The 16,888-nt window shown below is 48.0% G+C and carries 19 protein-coding genes; 9 read left to right on the top strand and 10 right to left on the bottom strand.

Annotated features, from left to right (window positions below; genetic code table 11):
* Positions 1-164 precede the first annotated feature (164 nt).
* Positions 165-1,169, bottom strand: coding sequence for a class 1 fructose-bisphosphatase (fbp, locus tag HGO41_RS19920; RefSeq protein ID WP_013573794.1), 1,005 nt, complete (start codon positions 1,167-1,169; stop codon positions 165-167).
* A gap of 167 nt (positions 1,170-1,336) precedes the next feature.
* Between fbp and mpl the strand changes: the two genes are divergently transcribed.
* Positions 1,337-2,722: a UDP-N-acetylmuramate:L-alanyl-gamma-D-glutamyl-meso-diaminopimelate ligase gene (gene mpl / locus HGO41_RS19915; protein ID WP_112152041.1), complete on the top strand. Its 1,386-nt coding sequence runs from the start codon at positions 1,337-1,339 to the stop codon at positions 2,720-2,722.
* A gap of 298 nt (positions 2,723-3,020) precedes the next feature.
* Here the strand turns inward: mpl and yhcN (HGO41_RS19910) are convergent, their stop codons facing one another.
* The 3 genes from yhcN (HGO41_RS19910) to argR all read right to left on the bottom strand — a co-directional run bounded on the left by yhcN (HGO41_RS19910) (position 3,021) and on the right by argR (position 4,670).
* Positions 3,021-3,284 (bottom strand): peroxide/acid stress response protein YhcN, encoded by a 264-nt coding sequence (yhcN, locus tag HGO41_RS19910; RefSeq protein ID WP_014411566.1) that lies wholly within the window; start codon positions 3,282-3,284, stop codon positions 3,021-3,023.
* A gap of 201 nt (positions 3,285-3,485) precedes the next feature.
* A complete protein-coding gene (yhcN, locus tag HGO41_RS19905) occupies positions 3,486-3,749 on the bottom strand; it encodes a peroxide/acid stress response protein YhcN (protein ID WP_013573798.1) in 264 nt (87 codons plus the stop codon).
* Between the two features lie 450 nt (positions 3,750-4,199).
* Positions 4,200-4,670, bottom strand: a complete 471-nt coding sequence (gene argR / locus HGO41_RS19900; protein ID WP_013573799.1) for a transcriptional regulator ArgR — start codon at positions 4,668-4,670, stop codon at positions 4,200-4,202.
* Positions 4,671-5,134: 464 nt separating this feature from the next.
* Here argR and mdh point away from each other — a divergent pair, with 464 nt between their 5' ends.
* Positions 5,135-6,073 carry a malate dehydrogenase gene (mdh, locus tag HGO41_RS19895; protein WP_037034246.1) on the top strand — a complete coding sequence of 313 codons (939 nt, stop codon included), beginning with the start codon at positions 5,135-5,137 and terminating at the stop codon, positions 6,071-6,073.
* A gap of 43 nt (positions 6,074-6,116) precedes the next feature.
* On the opposite strand, the gene HGO41_RS19890 is transcribed toward mdh, so the two are convergent.
* Positions 6,117-6,389, bottom strand: a complete 273-nt coding sequence (locus HGO41_RS19890; RefSeq protein WP_013573801.1) for a helix-turn-helix domain-containing protein — start codon at positions 6,387-6,389, stop codon at positions 6,117-6,119.
* Between the two features lie 660 nt (positions 6,390-7,049).
* Between HGO41_RS19890 and HGO41_RS19885 the strand changes: the two genes are divergently transcribed.
* The gene (locus HGO41_RS19885) at positions 7,050-7,409 is read left to right on the top strand and encodes a DNA-binding protein (RefSeq protein ID WP_013573802.1); all 360 of its coding nucleotides are present in this window, start codon (positions 7,050-7,052) and stop codon (positions 7,407-7,409) included.
* A gap of 53 nt (positions 7,410-7,462) precedes the next feature.
* On the opposite strand, the gene ispB is transcribed toward HGO41_RS19885, so the two are convergent.
* The gene (gene ispB, locus HGO41_RS19880; RefSeq protein WP_013573803.1) at positions 7,463-8,434 is read right to left on the bottom strand and encodes an octaprenyl diphosphate synthase; all 972 of its coding nucleotides are present in this window, start codon (positions 8,432-8,434) and stop codon (positions 7,463-7,465) included.
* Between the two features lie 259 nt (positions 8,435-8,693).
* Here ispB and rplU point away from each other — a divergent pair, with 259 nt between their 5' ends.
* The 4 genes from rplU to cgtA all read left to right on the top strand — a co-directional run bounded on the left by rplU (position 8,694) and on the right by cgtA (position 11,529).
* Positions 8,694-9,005: a 50S ribosomal protein L21 gene (gene rplU, locus HGO41_RS19875; protein ID WP_013573804.1), complete on the top strand. Its 312-nt coding sequence runs from the start codon at positions 8,694-8,696 to the stop codon at positions 9,003-9,005.
* 18 nt (positions 9,006-9,023) lie between these two features.
* On the top strand, positions 9,024-9,281 hold the full coding sequence (gene rpmA / locus HGO41_RS19870; protein WP_013573805.1) for a 50S ribosomal protein L27: 258 nt from the start codon (positions 9,024-9,026) through the stop codon (positions 9,279-9,281).
* 85 nt (positions 9,282-9,366) lie between these two features.
* On the top strand, positions 9,367-10,323 hold the full coding sequence (locus HGO41_RS19865; RefSeq protein WP_112152042.1) for a DMT family transporter: 957 nt from the start codon (positions 9,367-9,369) through the stop codon (positions 10,321-10,323).
* A gap of 33 nt (positions 10,324-10,356) precedes the next feature.
* A complete protein-coding gene (gene cgtA / locus HGO41_RS19860) occupies positions 10,357-11,529 on the top strand; it encodes an Obg family GTPase CgtA (protein WP_013573807.1) in 1,173 nt (390 codons plus the stop codon).
* A gap of 86 nt (positions 11,530-11,615) precedes the next feature.
* Here the strand turns inward: cgtA and pmrB are convergent, their stop codons facing one another.
* From pmrB to dacB, 3 genes are read right to left on the bottom strand one after another with little or no spacing between them, the layout of a single operon-like run.
* Positions 11,616-12,707 carry a two-component system sensor histidine kinase PmrB gene (pmrB, locus tag HGO41_RS19855; protein WP_250981327.1) on the bottom strand — a complete coding sequence of 364 codons (1,092 nt, stop codon included), beginning with the start codon at positions 12,705-12,707 and terminating at the stop codon, positions 11,616-11,618.
* A complete protein-coding gene (gene pmrA / locus HGO41_RS19850) occupies positions 12,704-13,366 on the bottom strand; it encodes a two-component system response regulator PmrA (protein WP_013573810.1) in 663 nt (220 codons plus the stop codon). Before pmrA ends, pmrB begins: the two co-directional genes overlap by 4 nt.
* A gap of 20 nt (positions 13,367-13,386) precedes the next feature.
* The gene (gene dacB / locus HGO41_RS19845) at positions 13,387-14,820 is read right to left on the bottom strand and encodes a serine-type D-Ala-D-Ala carboxypeptidase (protein ID WP_013573811.1); all 1,434 of its coding nucleotides are present in this window, start codon (positions 14,818-14,820) and stop codon (positions 13,387-13,389) included.
* 281 nt (positions 14,821-15,101) lie between these two features.
* On the opposite strand from dacB, the gene greA reads away from it, so the two are divergent.
* Entirely contained in the window at positions 15,102-15,578 is a 477-nt protein-coding gene (gene greA, locus HGO41_RS19840) for a transcription elongation factor GreA (protein ID WP_013573812.1), read from the top strand.
* 180 nt (positions 15,579-15,758) lie between these two features.
* Here greA and yhbY read toward each other — a convergent pair whose 3' ends face one another.
* Entirely contained in the window at positions 15,759-16,055 is a 297-nt protein-coding gene (gene yhbY, locus HGO41_RS19835; protein WP_013573813.1) for a ribosome assembly RNA-binding protein YhbY, read from the bottom strand.
* 182 nt (positions 16,056-16,237) lie between these two features.
* Here yhbY and rlmE point away from each other — a divergent pair, with 182 nt between their 5' ends.
* On the top strand, positions 16,238-16,867 hold the full coding sequence (rlmE, locus tag HGO41_RS19830) for a 23S rRNA (uridine(2552)-2'-O)-methyltransferase RlmE (RefSeq protein ID WP_013573814.1): 630 nt from the start codon (positions 16,238-16,240) through the stop codon (positions 16,865-16,867).
* The last annotated feature ends 21 nt before the right edge of the window (positions 16,868-16,888 follow it).

Here is a 16,888-nt window from a genome sequence, read left to right as displayed (position 1 = left end):
GAGGGAAGTGAGAGAAAAAAGGTCGAAATATCCCTTAAAAAACAATGCCGGTCACCTTAAGTGACCGGCATTAGGCTTTTAAGCCACCTTTTTATGTTTGGGTCAATGCAAAGCTACACAGGTATCACATTCATTCTTTGATGATTTTTTGATGCGTATTTCAGTTATTCATCAGGGAACTGGGCAATGAAGCGCTCCGCGTCTTCCACCATTGAACTGTTGCCCACAAAGAATGGTGCACGTTCATGCAGTTTCTGCGGGATGATATCCAGGATACGGTTTTTACCGTCACTGGCTTTACCGCCAGCCTGCTCGGCCAGGAAAGCCATCGGGTTGCATTCATACAGCAGACGCAGTTTTCCGTTCGGATGGCTGGCGGTGCTTGGATAAATATAAATGCCACCTTTCAGCAGGTTGCGGTGGAAATCTGCCACCAGCGAGCCGATGTAGCGTGAGGTGTAAGGGCGTTGCGTCGCTTCATCCTGTTCCTGGCAATACTTGATGTATTTTTTAACGCCAAGCGGGAATTTAATGTAGTTGCCTTCGTTGATCGAGTACATGTTGCCCTTTTTAGGGAAACAGACTTTTTCGTGAGAGAGGCAGAAAACACCAAGTGAAGGATCGTAGGTAAAGGCATGAACGCCTGCGCCGGTGGTGTAAACCAACATGGTGGAAGAACCATATACCACATAACCTGCGGCGACCTGGCGGTTTCCCGGTTGCAGGAAGTCAGCTTCCGTCACCGGCTGACCCAGCGGAGTCGTACGGCGGTAAATCGAGAAAATTGTCCCGACAGAAACGTTAACGTCGATGTTTGAAGAACCATCCAGCGGATCCATCAAAATGACGTATTTTGCATTTTCAGCGCGTTCACCTTCGAAAATGACAATCTCATCTTCTTCTTCTGACGCGATACCGGCAATCTCACCACGCGCCTTCATCGCGGCTTTTAATTTTTCATTTGCGTACAGATCAAGTTTCATCTGCACTTCACCCTGCACATTCTCTGCACCACTGGTACCCAGAATGTCGACCAGACCCGCTTTGTTGATATCACGGTGAATGATTTTAGCGCCGAGTTTAATTGCTGAAAGTAACGCTGTCAGTTCACCAGTTGCATGTGGAAAATCTTGCTGCTTCTCAACAATAAATTCGCCTAACGTTTTCATGACACTTTCCCTGAATCGAGGATAGATAACGGTACGTTAATAAAAATTTCACAAGAGCGTGAGCAGTTTAGCCCAAATATATGGACGAATCATAGGCAAATCCATTTCTTCTGGAGGATTCTGAGCGGTAGAATAGCGGCTGACTTAAAGGCATTAATGGAAAATATATGCGCATTCATATTCTTGGGATTTGCGGCACGTTTATGGGCGGGCTGGCGATGCTGGCTCGTGCACAGGGGCATCAGGTAACCGGTTCGGACGACAACGTTTATCCACCGATGAGTACGCTGCTGGAAAATCAGGGGATCGACCTGATCCAGGGGTACGATCCTGCCCAGTTAGATCCTCAGCCGGATCTGGTGATCATCGGCAACGCGATGACGCGCGGCAATCCTTGTGTCGAAGCGGTGCTGGAGCTTGGGATCCCTTATGTCTCAGGCCCGCAATGGTTACATGATCATGTTCTGCCAGAGCGCTGGGTTATTGCCGTTGCGGGGACGCACGGTAAAACCACCACTGCCGGCATGGTAACGTGGATCCTCGAAGCCTGCGGTTATGAACCGGGCTACGTCATTGGTGGCGTGCCGGGCAATTTCGAGGTATCTGCGCGTCTGGGCAACAGCCCGTTTATCGTGCTGGAAGCTGATGAATACGACTGTGCGTTCTTCGATAAGCGTTCCAAGTTTGTTCATTACAGCCCGCGTACGCTGATCCTCAACAATCTCGAATTCGATCACGCTGACATCTTTGATGATCTGAAAGCGATTCAGAAACAATTCCACCATCTGGTGCGTCTGGTGCCGGGCAAGGGAAAAATCATTCTGCCGGAGCACGACACACCGCTGAAACAAGTGATGGCGATGGGGTGCTGGAGTGAGCAGGAATTTGTCGGTGATGCCGAAAATTGTGTGTGGGATGCTAAGAAACTGACGCCAGATTCCAGTACTTTCGAGGTTTATTTGCACGGCGAAGCGGTCGGGCAGGTGAAGTGGAATCTGGTTGGCGAGCACAACATGCATAACGGCCTGATGGCGATTGCTGCGGCACGCCATGTGGGCGTGAAGCCGGAAGATGCCTGTAAGGCATTGGGCGATTTCATTAATGCCCGTCGCCGTCTCGAATTGCGCGGCGTAGAAAATGATGTCAGCGTGTACGACGATTTTGCTCACCATCCGACGGCTATTCTGGCAACGCTTTCTGCATTGCGCAGCAAAGTCGGCGGAACTGCACGTATTCTGGCCGTGCTGGAACCCCGTTCAAACACCATGAAAATGGGCATGAGTAAAAATGAACTGGCACCTTCCCTGGGACGTGCTGATGAAGTTTTCCTTTTACAGCCGCAGCATATTCCCTGGCAGGTGGCCGAAGTGGCTGAACACTGTATTCAGCCTGCTCACTGGAGTGCAGACGTCGATTCACTGGTCGATATGGTCGTTAAGGCCTCTCAGCCTGGCGATCATATTCTGGTGATGAGCAATGGCGGTTTTGGTGGTATACATGGAAAACTGCTTACGGCCCTGGCTGCAAAAGCGAAAGCGTCACAAGATCAGTAAAATCATATTTTTATAGTGAATAAGCACAGCAGTTGCTGTGCTTTTTTTATGCCTGTGATCCGCCGTGTTAAGGTTTTCTCAGGCAAAAAAAAGCCCCCGAAATTTTGAGGGCTAAAGGGTGTCGTCGGACAGGACGACGAGGGTATCGTTAGCAAGAGAGTCGGGCAGTGGCAGTGTCAACGCTCTTCCCAGCCTCAACAGCGCTTATTTTCGCTGGTCTGTGGCTGTTGAAACCCGGTAACGCTAATTTATGAAATAATCAAACAGCGGTTTTATATCAGTGACTTACTCAGGAATGTTATTGATAGATTTCTGCTGTCGCGTGATAAGCACCGTCGTTATGGGCTTCGATCACACGGAAAGATTTTGCGCCCTTGCTCTCAGCTTTATCAGACAGCTGCTGGCGGATATCCATTGGCACGCCGTTGACGCCGCTAACGCTGACCATGCCCATCGGTTGCAGATTTTCTGCCTGCTGGTTTGTCACAAGCTGTGCGGCAGAGGCACCAAAAGAAACAACAGACAACAGGCTAAGTGCGGCAATAGTGGTAATAATTTTCATGATGGTTTCCTGAATTCACAGACGTTGGTGCTTTTCATCAGAGAGCAACGTCGATTGAGATTTGGATTTATCAGGACTGTAATATCGTGTTCTGGAGCGCATAAAGCGTGCGGGAACGTAGATGGTGCAGTGACAAATCCTTCTTAATGCGCATAGCGCGGGCCTGAGTCATTCAGGCCCCTTCGCTTCGTTTACCCGAAATTATTGGTAAATTTCTGCGGTCGCGTGGTAGTTACCTTCTTCACGAACTTCGATAACACGGAATGCTTTAGCACCTTTGGCATCGGCTTTATCTGACAGTGCCTGACGGATATCTGATGGTGCACCGGCTACGCCGCTGACGCTGATCATCCCTGTAGGCTGCATTGTTGCGGCTTGTTCTTGTGTAACAGGTTGTGCTGCAAAAACGCCAAATGACAATGCAGAGAGAATGCTTAATGTTGCGATTGTAGTTTTAACTTTCATGATTTTGACCTCGTCGATTTTATTATGTTTCCAACAACTGGTGCTTCACACCACGGAAATGAGTATACATCTAGTCACGCCATAAATTAATAGCTCGCTAATAGTTATTTGGGTGGTTATATGTCAACTATCTTTGTTTTTAATAACAAAAAGGCATAAAAAGTGGATGAAAAACGTTCGTTTCGTGTTAATTTTTAGTAAAATCAATGGAGTGAGTGAATTTGACTATTTGTGCTTATTCTTGCGGTGAATCACACCCTGGAAATATCTGTGTGACGGAATTTCGTAGGTTGTAGCGAGATTTAACAGAAAGGCGGTGCGTTTGCGGTTTTTTTGAGAAACGGAAGGCAGCAATAAAGGAAGGGAATAGCGTTGAATGAGGTCAGAGAAGGTAATCTTCTGACCTCAGGCACAGAATGAAAGCGACAGGAGGTGCAAAATGTTGCAGCCCTAGAGCTCCTGCTCGAACAAACTGAGGATCGCATCGTGCAACTGTTTGACGCTAAATCCGCGGGCCGGTGTCGTGAAGATCGTATCATCACCGGCAATTGTTCCGAGGATCCCTTCGGATTTACCCAGGGAATCGAGTAAACGCGCGATCAGTTGTGCGGCTCCCGGGCTGGTTCGGATCACCACAACGGCATCGTTATGGTCGATATCCAGCACAAGATTCTTCAGAGGACTGGTGGTTGTCGGCACGCCAATTTCAGCGGGCAGGCAGTACACCATTTCCATCTTCGCATTACGAGTTCTGACAGCACCAAATTTTGTCAGCATCCGTGAGACTTTTGACTGATTGATATTTTCGAAACCATCATCCTGAAGTGCGACAACGATTTCGCCCTGAGAGCTGAATTTCTCTTCCTTCAACAGTGCCTTGAAGGCTTTGATCAAATCTTCCTGTTTAGCAGGATTACGCATTTTGCACCCTGGTCTCTGAATCATAGTGGGGCTGATTATGCAGATAATTGAATTTTTATGCAACAGAGGTTAATTGCAAAAATCATGAATTAAGCTTGGAACAAGGAATGTAAGTGCCGCTGTTTTAAGCTCAATTTAATGAATATGCCAAAATTGTGCATTGCGGGTGAACTGTGTTGCACAAGGGATTTAATGTGATGATCTCGATTCAGCTCTCACATTGGACCGAATTTAACCATTTATTAACCTGGCCTATTTTGTGGTGCTATTTTTAATGATGAAGCTTTCCGATAAAAAGTCACTAAAAGCGGAAAAAGGTCATCTTAGAGATGTTTTTTTACTTTCTAAACGACCAACCTCAGATTCTCTGCAGGTGAGCGATTGTTTTTAACAGCGTAAGTGATTAAGGTCACACCAATTAATTACACGACACTTATAAGTTAATGATAAAAAAGGAGTATAGGATGAAAGTTGCAGTTCTAGGTGCTGCGGGTGGTATCGGTCAGGCCCTCGCGCTTCTGCTCAAGACCCAGCTACCTTCCGGTTCCGAACTCTCATTATATGATATCGCACCGGTCACTCCGGGTGTCGCCGTCGATCTCAGCCATATCCCTACCGCGGTCAAAATTAAAGGTTTCTGTGGTGAAGATGCTAAACCGGCTCTGGAAGGGGCTGACATCGTCCTGATTTCTGCGGGGGTGGCACGTAAACCCGGCATGGATCGTTCAGACCTGTTTAATGTGAATGCCGGGATCGTGCGGAATCTGATCCAGCAAGTTGCCAGTACCTGCCCGAAAGCCTGCATTGGTATTATCACTAACCCGGTAAATACCACGGTCGCGATTGCGGCTGAAGTATTGAAAAATGCGGGCGTCTACGACAAAAATAAACTGTTTGGCGTAACGACTCTGGACGCAATCCGCTCCAATACTTTTGTCGCTGAGCTGAAGGGTAAGCAACCTGAAGATATCGAAGTGCCAGTTATCGGCGGGCACTCTGGTGTGACGATTCTGCCTTTATTGTCTCAGATCCCAGGTGTCTCTTTCACTGAAAGCGAAATTGTTGCACTGACTCAGCGCATTCAGAATGCCGGAACGGAAGTGGTAGAGGCCAAAGCCGGTGGCGGTTCTGCCACGCTTTCAATGGGGCAGGCTGCAGCACGCTTCGGGCTTTCATTGATGCGGGCGATGCAGGGTGAAGAGAATGTTGTGGAATGTGCCTATGTTGAAGGTAAAGGCGATTATGCGCGATTTTTCGCACAACCGGTTCTGCTAGGTAAACATGGCATTGCAGAGCTTATCGATATCGGTCAGCTCAGTGCTTTTGAGCAGCAATCGCTGGATTCGATGCTGGATATTCTTCGCAAAGATATCGAGCTTGGTGAGCAGTTTATTAATAAGTGAACATTGAACAAAGCCGCCGGTTAACGGGCGGCTTTTGTTTTTCTTAACGCGGTGTTTCATTGGTCGGGCGGCAACGGCGTTCAATGATTTGCAACGTTTTGGGATCAAAATACCGGCTAGGCCAGATCAGTGAGGGATGGATACCCAAAGCGCCTGCGATAAGCAATTCTCCTTTTGGCCATGGCCGTGATAATGCATTTGAAAGTGTCGAAGAGCTCAGGCCTGCTGATCGTGATACTGCTGCGAGTGTGGTGCCCTTCTTTCTCAGTGCTGCAATAATATCAGCCTGGTGCCAGTCTTCATTCCTTGTCATCATGATCTCTTCCTTCTGAAAAATGATTTTCAATAAATACGCTATTAAACATACTTTTAAAAATTGCTCATACTACTCATATAAACCATATCAATGTTTCCTAAAATCCATTATTTTACTTATTTAGAAAATACATTCTTATTTTGATTTAGACAAACAAGTAAATTCCTTTTGCTTTTTGTGATTTGTGTCAGTTTATAATTTTATTATTGTATTTTTTTAAAGTGAAAACGTAACTGGCATGTGTTTTTTTTGAACAAATACATTGATAGGGTTAATTAACCAATTGAATTTTAGTTATTTAAATTATGATTTAAGGCGGTTTTTCTTGCTTTTTTAGATGGCTATCTACTTGTTGTAATTTGCTTTTTTTAATTTTCCTCTTATTTTAGTTTAAGATTTTATTTAAACTGCTTTCCGAAAAAAAATTTAATCAGTTCACCCGGCTGTTGATAAACATAATTCATGGAAGCATTTACATACATCTATAGACTCACTCCAAAAAATTGAATATCTTCTTTCTGTCACATAGGTGTTTTTCTAAATGACTTATGTTAATACCACCTTTTATATAAACGCTCATTACCAGAAAATATCAGCATTACCCTCATGGATGTATAACAACGATCTTTCTTACTTACTTAATAAGAAACAAGGAATGTTATGAAAAAAGAGTGGTTTGCAGCAAAGGAACTGACCGGAAAAGAAGGACTGCCGACGTCAACCCAAGGTGTGCATGGGATGGCTCGCAGATTGTGCTGGATTAAACGCCGCAGGCTGGGCGTTCAGGGACGTGCAGTGGAATATCACATCGACAGCTTGCCCGGTAATGCCGCCGCCAGTTTATCGATGAATGAGCGTTCTGCTGAATATGTGTATACGTCACATCAGGACCCACTGGCGATCTGGATCGAAAGTTATAAGCAACTGAGAGAACCTGAACGTGAAACGATGATCTCATTCATTGTGAGGGAAGGGATATCTGAGTTGCTCAACAGATTACGTGAGCCTGAAAAAAACTAGCGCAATAATGCCTGTCGCGCCTGCTTTATTCTGGCAGGTACGACAGGCAAATATCAGAAATCGCGTTTTACAGACATATGCGCGAGGCCTTCAAGCGCAGAGCGATATTCGGACTCCGGGAGCACCTGAAGCGCCTGGATGGCTTTATCAGCTTCTTCTTCAGCACGCTGGCGGGTGTAAGCCAGAGAGCCCCACTGATGCATTGCTGCCAGCACGGGTTCCAATAAATGGCGCCCGTTACCCTCTTCGATAGCTTTGCGGATCATAGCGGATTGTTCGGCATCACCGTGCTGCATCGCATGCAGAAGGGGCAACGTCGGTTTTCCTTCATCAAGGTCATCGCCAGTGTTTTTGCCCAGCGTTTCGCCATCAGCATCGTAATCGAGCAAATCATCAATCAGCTGGAAAGCGGTGCCCAGATAACGACCATAATCTTGCAAAGCTGTAATCTGCTCATTGTTTCCGCCCGCCAGCATGGCAGAGGCTTGCGACGCGGCTTCAAAAAGACGCGCAGTTTTGCTGTAAATCACCTGCATGTAACTGGCTTCTGTGATGTCAGGATCATTGCAATTAATCAGTTGCTGCACTTCGCCTTCTGCAATCACATTCACCGCTTTTGCCATCAGAGCCAGAACAGGAAGCGATTCAAGATCTGTCATCATTTGAAATGCGCGGGTGTAGATAAAATCGCCGACCAATACGCTGGCGGCGTTGCCAAATGCGGCGTTCGCAGTGGCCTTTCCCCGACGCATATCTGATTCGTCAACCACATCGTCATGTAACAGTGTGGCGGTATGAATAAACTCAATCAGAGCAGCGACTTTGATGTGTTTATCGCCCTGGTAGGATAGTGCTTTGGCTGCCAGTACTGCTATCATCGGGCGGATACGTTTGCCGCCGCCACTGATGATGTAATATCCCAGTTGATTGATGAGAGAAACCTCTGAATTCAACTGTTCAAGGATGGATGCATTGACTGCAGCCATGTCGTCCTGGGTAAGATCAATAATCTGTTCTAGGTTCATTGTGTTTTTTCAGCTGTTGTTCTCTTCACCGCAATGAGGTCTGGCTCACATTGGCACATGGCGCTAACTGTAAAGGGGATTGTACTTGAAAAACAGTGTAGATAAATGATATCGGAAGAACTGCGCTTTTTTTCTTCTTTTGTCGTCATTGTACTCTTGTCTTATGCTGATTTTTTGCGTAGAATTCGCGCCCTATTGTGAATATTTATAGCGCCCTCTGGACTATACAAAGTTGAGTGCGCGGAAAGCGGAGTTTTATATGTACGCGGTTTTCCAAAGTGGTGGTAAACAACACCGTGTCAGCGAAGGACAGACTATCCGTCTGGAGAAGCTGGACGTTGCAACTGGCGAAGCTATCGAGTTCGATCAGGTTCTGATGATTGCAAACGGTGAAGAAATCAACATCGGTCTGCCTTTAGTGGCTGGCGGTGTAATCAAAGCTGAAGTCGTTGCTCACGGTCGTGGCGAAAAGGTCAAAATCGTTAAGTTTCGTCGTCGTAAACACTATCGTAAGCAGCAGGGCCACCGTCAGTGGTTCACTGACGTTAAAATCACCGGCATCAGCGCTTAAGATTAGGAGAGCGGAACAATGGCACACAAAAAGGCTGGCGGCTCCACACGTAACGGTCGCGATTCAGAAGCTAAACGTCTGGGCGTAAAACGCTTTGGCGGCGAAGCAGTACTGGCAGGCAGCATCATCGTTCGTCAGCGCGGCACCAAATTCCACGCTGGTATCAACGTGGGTTGCGGCAAGGACCACACTCTGTTTGCTTTGGCTGACGGTAAAGTCAAGTTCGAAGTTAAAGGCCCGAAAAACCGTAAGTACATCAGCATCGAAGCTGAATAAGTTTTTCGCGTCTTAGTAAATAGATGTAAGCCCCGCAATTCGTTGCGGGGCTTTTTACATTCTGGTTAGCCCATTCTGGCGGGATATGGATACGAAATCACAGGCACCTGTCGGGATTCTGTTGGCGCTGATTACTGCCATGAGCTGGGGCTCTTTGCCTATCGCCATGAAGCAGGTTCTGGTGGTGATGGATCCCTTTACTGTGGTTTGGTATCGGTTTTCGATGGCGGCCGTTGTGCTGGGTTGCATTTTGGCCATGAGGCGAAGGCTGCCTCCGAGAGCGATTTTCAGGCGACCGCGCTGGCTGGTTTTAGTGCTGATTGCAACTTGTGGATTACTGGGAAACTTTGTTCTTTTTAGTTCTTCTTTGCAATTTCTTAGCCCGACGGCTTCTCAGGTTATCGGACAGCTTTCTCCGGTCGGTATGATGGTGGCCAGCGTAATCATCCTAAAAGAAAGGATGCGCGTTACGCAGGTTATTGGCGCCAGTATGTTAATTTTTGGGCTGATATTGTTTTTCAATACCAGTCTGATTGAGATTTTCACCCGTCTGACGGATTACACTTTGGGTGTGATTTTTGGCGTCGGGGCAGCAACAGTTTGGGTGATATACGGTGTGGCGCAAAAGGTTTTACTGCGTCAACTGGCTTCACCGCAAATCCTTTTTTTGCTGTACACTTTATGTTCTATCGCATTGCTCCCGCTGGCCAGCCCTGCGGTGCTTTCACAGCTCAGCGGCTGGCAGTTTGCCTGCCTGTTGTTTTGCGGCGCGAATACCTTGGTAGGATATGGCGCCTTAGCGGAAGCGATGGCGAGATGGCAGGCAGCTCAGGTAAGTGCATTAGTGACACTCACGCCGCTGTTTACCCTGCTATTTTCAGATTTATTGGCACTTGCCTGGCCTGACTTTTTTGCTGCACCAGTACTTAATTTTATTGGTTATCTGGGAGCATTTGTGGTGGTGGCGGGTGCAATGTTTTCCGCAATTGGCCATCGATGGTGGCCACGTCGGACAGAGCAAAACCTGGTAGCTAAACTTTAGCTGCCCGGCGAATGATTTACGGAGACAGAACAAATGAAGTTTGTTGATGAAGCCACGATTCTGGTTGTGGCCGGTGATGGCGGTAACGGGTGCGTCAGCTTCCGCCGCGAAAAATACATTCCACGTGGCGGCCCTGACGGTGGCGACGGTGGTGATGGCGGTGATGTGTACCTCGTTGCTGATGAGAACCTCAATACGCTGATCGATTTCCGCTTTGTGAAATCTTATCGTGCTGAGCGCGGTACTAACGGTCAGAGCAGCGACTGTACTGGTAAACGCGGTAAGGACATCACCATTAAAGTGCCTGTGGGAACGCGAGTTCTTGACCAAAGCACTGGCGAAGTCCTGGCCGATATGACCAAAAATGGTCAGGTTAATATGGTCGCTAAAGGCGGTTTCCACGGACTCGGTAACACCCGTTTTAAATCTTCCGTGAACCGTTCACCGCGTCAGAAAACCATGGGCACCAAAGGTGAAGAGCGTGATATCGCACTCGAACTGATGCTGCTTGCCGATGTAGGCATGCTGGGTCTGCCAAACGCAGGTAAATCGACGTTTATCCGCTCCGTCTCTGCAGCGAAGCCGAAAGTGGCTGATTATCCGTTTACCACACTGGTGCCAAGCCTCGGTGTTGTACGTATGGATCACGAACAAAGCTTCGTGGTTGCAGACATCCCCGGTCTGATCGAAGGGGCTTCTGAAGGCGCTGGTTTGGGTATCCGCTTCCTGAAGCACCTTGAGCGTTGCCGCGTTCTGTTGCACCTGATCGACATTGCGCCGATCGATGAATCTGATCCGATCGAAAATGCCAAAGTCATCATCAATGAACTGAAGCAATACAACGCCAAGCTGGCTGAAAAGCCGCGCTGGTTAGTGTTCAATAAAGTTGATCTGATCGAGAAAGAAGAAGCTGAAACGCGTGCTAAAGCGATTGCTGATGCATTAGGCTGGGAAGGTAACTATTACCTTATTTCCGCTGCAAACCGCGAAGGTGTGAATGCATTGTGTTGGGACGTGATGAAGTTCATCAACGAAAATCCTAAGCACATGGCGATTGAAGAAGCGGCACCCGAGAAAGTTGAGTTCATGTGGGATGATTATCACCGTGAACAACTGGCTGAAGTGGAATCTGAAGCCGACGACGACTGGGATGATGACTGGGATGAAGATGACGACGAAGGCGTAGAAATCATTTACGAACGTTAATCCCGTGTATTAGCGTTTCATCGCTGAAAGAAAGGCTGCCATTGGCAGCCTTTTTCTTTTTGATCGCGTGTTAATCGGAGCGCGTATTAACGGGTGTCTGGTGAAAGTGTCAGCGAGCTTTGTAATGCAACATTCGGTAGCCAGCATTGTGCGCTGAGGCCAGTGTTGCCGGGACGATTTCGCAATGTCAGCGTACCGCCATGCAGGTGCGCAATCCGCACCACAATATTTAAGCCCAGGCCGCTGCCTCCATAACGTTGGTCGACGCGCTTAAAAGCCTGTGTCAGTTCACTGGCCTTCGTTTCATCAATACCCGGACCGGCATCGTCTATCTTTATCAGGAATCCGTTGTCTTGCGGTGCAATTGTGATGCCGATGTCGCTATTTTCAGGCCCGTAGCGGTAAGCATTTTCGACCAGATTGCGTACCATTAAACGTAGCAGCACAGCATCCCCCTGAATTTCAGCACGAGGCGGCAGGTGTATTTTCAAGTTTTGACCGCGTTCACTGAGCATTTCACACAGCTCTTCTCTGAGCGGCTCAACGACGTTACTGATCAGGTCAACCTGCTGATATTCGCCTTTGGCAAAATTCTGTCCGGCGCGGGCAAGCATAAGTAACTGCTCTATGGTATGCATTAACTGGTCGATGCGGCTTATCAGAGTATCGCTGCCTTCTACGCCTTTTTTGTGCATTATTTCCAGATGCAACCGGACGCCTGCCAGTGGAGTGCGCAACTCATGAGCCGCATCCGCAGTGAACAATCGTTCCTGCTGAATGGTGCTGGAGAGACGGGAGAAAAGCTGATTCAATGCATTCGTCACGGCCACAATCTCCCTGGTTTCGCTGTTGAGTGGCAGGGGAGAGAGGTTATCGGCTGAACGGGTCTCCAGTCGTTTTTGTAACTGGTTAAGAGGCCGAATAATCCAGCTGATGGCCCAAAAGGACAGTACCAGAGTAATACTCATCATGAGTAAGGAAGGGGCAATCAGTGAAGCAATGGCTTCTGCAATTTCTTTCTCAACGTGCGCGTTACGCACTTTGGCTGACAGGGTGTCATTGACCAGCAGGTTAATTTGTTCCTGGCTCTCGTGCCAGAGCCAGAAAATACTGATGAGCTGAGTCACGAACAGGATCAGAGCCAGCATAACCAGAAGGCGGCGGCGCATACTGGTCATACGATTATTTCCAGCCTGTAGCCGATACCACGTACAGTTCTGATGACTTCTTTACCCAATTTGCGGCGCAGATTATGAACATGTACCTCAAGCGTATTGGAGCCTAAATCATCCTGCCAGGTATAGAGATCTTGCTGGAGCAACTCGCGGTTTACAGTCTGCCCGGCACGCATCATCAGTCGTGACAAAATCGCGAACTCTTTGGGCGTGACCTCTACCGGCGCATCATTGAGATAAGCCTGCTGAGAGGAGAGATTGATTTTCAGGTTGCCGACGGAAATCTGGTTGTCACTCTGCCCCTGATAACGGCGGATCAGGGCGCGGACACGGGCCTGTAATTCGACTAAGGCAAAGGGTTTAATCAGATAGTCATCGGCACCGGCGTCAAGGCCATCGACGCGGTCTTCAAGTGCATCGCGGGCGGTAAGAATCAACACGGGCAGGGAAATACTTTGACGTCGCCACTGGCGCAGCAGCGTTGCGCCATCTTTGTCTGGCAATCCTAAATCTAGGATCACCAGACTGTACTGACTGGTTTGGATCAGACTCTGCGCCTCGGCCGCGGTTGACGCGCAGTCGCAGGCATAATTTTCACTGGTAAGTGCCAGCGTTAATCCCTGCCGTAAAAGTTCATCATCTTCAACTATCAGCAGTTTCATCGTCTGGCACTTCTCCGTGGTTAATTATTTTGGTAGATATCCCTGTAGAGACGGCTTTCAAAGCGCACCAGCGGTGCACGCCGTGTACGTTGATCTTCAGGGGGAACAGCATAGCCTGAAAGGAACTGCACAAAGGCCATACGCTGTCCGCTGGCTGTGGTGATGAAACCTGCCAGATTATATACGCCAGACAGTGAACCGGTTTTTGCCGATACTTTGCCGTCGACACCCGCTTCATGCAGACCACCGCGGTACTGTAAGGTTCCGTCATGGCCAGCTAAAGGCAACATCGAAATAAAATCTAATTCTTTGTCGTGCTGGGCGATATATTGCAGCACCTGCATCATTGTGGCCGGTGACAATAAATCATGGCGTGAAAGCCCGGAACCATCAACCTGAATCGAGTTACCCAAATCCACGCCTGCTTTCTGACGCAAAATCTGACGAACCGCGTCTGAGCCCGCCCGCCATGTTCCCGGCACACCAAAACGCTGATGACCAATCGTACGGAAGACCGTATCAGCGATCATGTTGTCTGATTTCTTAAGCATCTGATGCAGCAAATCATGCAGGGGCACTGATTGCGTTTGTGCCAGAACCGTACCTGCTGGTGTCGGCTGGGTTTGACGTTTCAGGGTGCCGTCAATCTGGATATCTGCCTGCAACAGCTCATCTTTAAGAATCGCACCGGCATAACTGGCACCATCCTGAATAGCAAAAGCCAGTGGCAGAGGCTCGCTGCGTTGAGTCAGACAACCAGTGAGTGTATATCGGTTGAATTCACCCGGGACGACATCCAGTTCGCAATACTGCGCATCCGGAGAGCCTTTTGCCAGCGTGCGGACTTCACTGAACATATGCACTGGATAATAAGAGGCTACGCGAATAAACGCGTTCTCGTCAGGTTTAGGCGCGCTATAGAGAGATACCGAGAAACAGTTTCTGTCGACAATTGCGGCTGCTGGGGGAGCGCTGAAGCATTGGGTGATATCATTCCATGGCCATCCGGGAGCTTTGTCATGGCTTGCAAACACGGAAGTGTTAATGACCACATCGCCAGTGATTTCTTTGACGCCCTGTTTTTTCAAAACAGCGACCATATTCCGAATATTCTGGCGTTTCAGGGTCGGGTCACCAGAAAACCGAGCGACCAGATCTCCCTTGAGAACTCCGTCAGAAACAGAACCCGATGTTTCGAGTGTAGTGGTGAAACGGAAATCAGGCCCCAACTGCAACAGCGCAGCCAGTGCCGTCAGAATCTTCATAGTACTGGCAGGCAGCGCCATCTGGGTACCGTGATAATCGATCACAGGCGCAGGGGCGCCAATTTTCTGTACCAGCACCGCCAGATTCGTGCCATCAGGCAGATATTCTGTGTAATTTTCGATCTGAGCCGCATTTGTATTCAGAACAAACGCGCATGCTAATCCACTGACAATTCGTAAAAAACGCATTATTTTGAGTAAAGGCTCTGAGTAACGGCAGGATAATGTGGTGCCATACTACGATGCTACGAACCAAGGCGCAACGTGGCTGAAAGTAAACGATGATCCTCAAGGAACTCTACGTTAAAATACGAATCAAAATGCGAAATGATTCCTGGCCTGGTGGCAACGCCGGGTGAGGTTTTTTTTGTTTTTCGCCAGAGAGTCGGTCAGAAGAACTGGCTTAATTTCTTACCTGATTCAATCAGGACGGTGTTTACCGAAAGGACCAAGTTAGAGGTAATAAATATATGAAACCGATTCCGATGACGTTACGTGGCGCAGAAAGATTACGTGAAGAACTGGACCATCTGAAGAGCGTCCGTCGCCCGAAAATCATTTCTGATATCGCGACCGCACGTGAGCATGGTGATTTGAAAGAGAATGCTGAATACCATGCTGCGCGTGAACAGCAGGGTTTTTGTGAAGGCCGTATCCAGGAAATCGAAGCTAAGCTTTCGAATGCTCAGGTTATTGATGTGACCAAAATGCCCGCAACCGGCCGTGTCATTTTTGGTGCGACAGTGACTGTGATGAACCTGGACACTGAAGAAGAACAAAAATACCGCATCGTGGGTGATGACGAAGCAGATTTTAAGCAAAATCTGATTTCTGTGAATTCCCCGATTGCCCGCGGTTTGATTGGCAAAGAGCAGGATGATGTTGTTGTCATCAAAACGCCTGGCGGCGATGTTGAGTTTGAAGTATTGAAGGTCGAATACCTCTAAAATCTGCATTAAAAAGGGCGAAACGTGATGTTTCGCCCGATAATTCTCACATTCATGCAGTGAATTGCTTCACAGTAAATTGAAAACTAAAGTAAAAAGGCCTGCTCAGACCTTCCCCTGAACGTGATTTCGTGGCACCTTTCCGAAAATCTACAGCGCTTTTCGTTAAACCTTAATGGATTAACGCGGTAAGATAATTTTGCGGTCTTCGGTGGAAGGGCGATAAAGTACCAGCATATTGCCGATGACTTGCACATTACACGCCTTGGTTTCACGCACAATCGCGTCTACGATCAAAGACTTCGTTTCGCGTTCTTCTGCCGCGACTTTAACCTTGATCAGTTCGTGATGTTGCAGCGCCTGTTCGATTTCGGCGAGCACACCCTCAGTCAGCCCGTTGTTGCCCAGCATAACAACCGGTTTCAGGGGATGCGCGAGGCCTTTCAGGTACTGTTTTTGTTTATTGTTAAGATTCATCGTCTTTTTTGCTTAAGTTGGGATTGAAAACGGGTCATTCTACCGCCATCTCATGTATATCACCAACCCGGACTGCTTCGGGGAGGGAATAATACTGACTTAGCCATAGACGTCATGATGCTAACAGCTTGTTCCAAAAGCTCTAACTCAGGGTGGTTGGAAAACTATATGGTTACTAAATAATGTCTAATAAAAAGCGTTCTGCAAGTTCCAGTCGCTGGTTGCAGGAACACTTTAGCGATAAATATGTGCTACAGGCACAGAAAAAAGGGCTGCGTTCCCGTGCCTGGTTTAAACTTGATGAAATACAGCAAGGCGATAAGCTGTTTAAACCGGGTATGACGGTGGTTGATTTAGGAGCAGCTCCTGGTGGTTGGTCACAGTATGTGGCGACGCAGATCGGTAACAAAGGGCGAATTATTGCTCTTGACCTTTTACCTATGGATCCTATTGTTGGAGTCGACTTCCTTCAAGGGGATTTTCGTGATGAATTAGTTCTCAAAGCGCTGCTTGAACGCGTGGGAGAAAGCAAGGTTCAGGTGGTCATGTCCGATATGGCCCCTAATATGAGCGGTACTCCGGCAGTCGATATTCCAAAATCGATGTATCTGGTTGAATTAGCATTGGATATGTGTCGGGATGTATTAGCACCAGGCGGAAGTTTCCTGGTGAAGGTGTTTCAGGGAGATGGCTTTGATGAATACCTGCGGGAAATTCGCTCCCTGTTTACGAAGGTGAAGATTCGTAAGCCAGACGCTTCCCGAGCACGTTCGCGAGAAGTGTACATCGTAGCGACAGGGCGGAAACTGTAGTTCCCTAACGCTGTTTGTTAA

Origin of the sequence: Rahnella sp. CG8, from assembly GCF_023701875.1 — a bacterium.
Classification (GTDB): Bacteria; Pseudomonadota; Gammaproteobacteria; order Enterobacterales; family Enterobacteriaceae; genus Rahnella; species Rahnella aceris.
The sequence above is the reverse complement of the archived record's forward strand: the minus strand, read 5'-3'. Positions and strand labels throughout refer to the sequence as shown.

Coding starts and splice junctions, on each gene's coding strand:
- yhcN (WP_014411566.1), bottom strand. CDS start 3,284: ATGAAAATTATTACCACTATTGCCGCACTTAGCCTGTTGTCTGTTGTT.
- pmrB (WP_250981327.1), bottom strand. CDS start 12,707: ATGACCAGTATGCGCCGCCGCCTTCTGGTTATGCTGGCTCTGATCCTG.
- rpmA (WP_013573805.1), top strand. CDS start 9,024: ATGGCACACAAAAAGGCTGGCGGCTCCACACGTAACGGTCGCGATTCA.
- cgtA (WP_013573807.1), top strand. CDS start 10,357: ATGAAGTTTGTTGATGAAGCCACGATTCTGGTTGTGGCCGGTGATGGC.
- HGO41_RS19885 (WP_013573802.1), top strand. CDS start 7,050: ATGAAAAAAGAGTGGTTTGCAGCAAAGGAACTGACCGGAAAAGAAGGA.
- pmrA (WP_013573810.1), bottom strand. CDS start 13,366: ATGAAACTGCTGATAGTTGAAGATGATGAACTTTTACGGCAGGGATTA.
- mpl (WP_112152041.1), top strand. CDS start 1,337: ATGCGCATTCATATTCTTGGGATTTGCGGCACGTTTATGGGCGGGCTG.
- fbp (WP_013573794.1), bottom strand. CDS start 1,169: ATGAAAACGTTAGGCGAATTTATTGTTGAGAAGCAGCAAGATTTTCCA.
- mdh (WP_037034246.1), top strand. CDS start 5,135: ATGAAAGTTGCAGTTCTAGGTGCTGCGGGTGGTATCGGTCAGGCCCTC.
- HGO41_RS19865 (WP_112152042.1), top strand. CDS start 9,367: ATGGATACGAAATCACAGGCACCTGTCGGGATTCTGTTGGCGCTGATT.
- rplU (WP_013573804.1), top strand. CDS start 8,694: ATGTACGCGGTTTTCCAAAGTGGTGGTAAACAACACCGTGTCAGCGAA.
- dacB (WP_013573811.1), bottom strand. CDS start 14,820: ATGCGTTTTTTACGAATTGTCAGTGGATTAGCATGCGCGTTTGTTCTG.
- ispB (WP_013573803.1), bottom strand. CDS start 8,434: ATGAACCTAGAACAGATTATTGATCTTACCCAGGACGACATGGCTGCA.
- yhcN (WP_013573798.1), bottom strand. CDS start 3,749: ATGAAAGTTAAAACTACAATCGCAACATTAAGCATTCTCTCTGCATTG.
- yhbY (WP_013573813.1), bottom strand. CDS start 16,055: ATGAATCTTAACAATAAACAAAAACAGTACCTGAAAGGCCTCGCGCAT.
- argR (WP_013573799.1), bottom strand. CDS start 4,670: ATGCGTAATCCTGCTAAACAGGAAGATTTGATCAAAGCCTTCAAGGCA.
- rlmE (WP_013573814.1), top strand. CDS start 16,238: ATGTCTAATAAAAAGCGTTCTGCAAGTTCCAGTCGCTGGTTGCAGGAA.
- greA (WP_013573812.1), top strand. CDS start 15,102: ATGAAACCGATTCCGATGACGTTACGTGGCGCAGAAAGATTACGTGAA.
- HGO41_RS19890 (WP_013573801.1), bottom strand. CDS start 6,389: ATGATGACAAGGAATGAAGACTGGCACCAGGCTGATATTATTGCAGCA.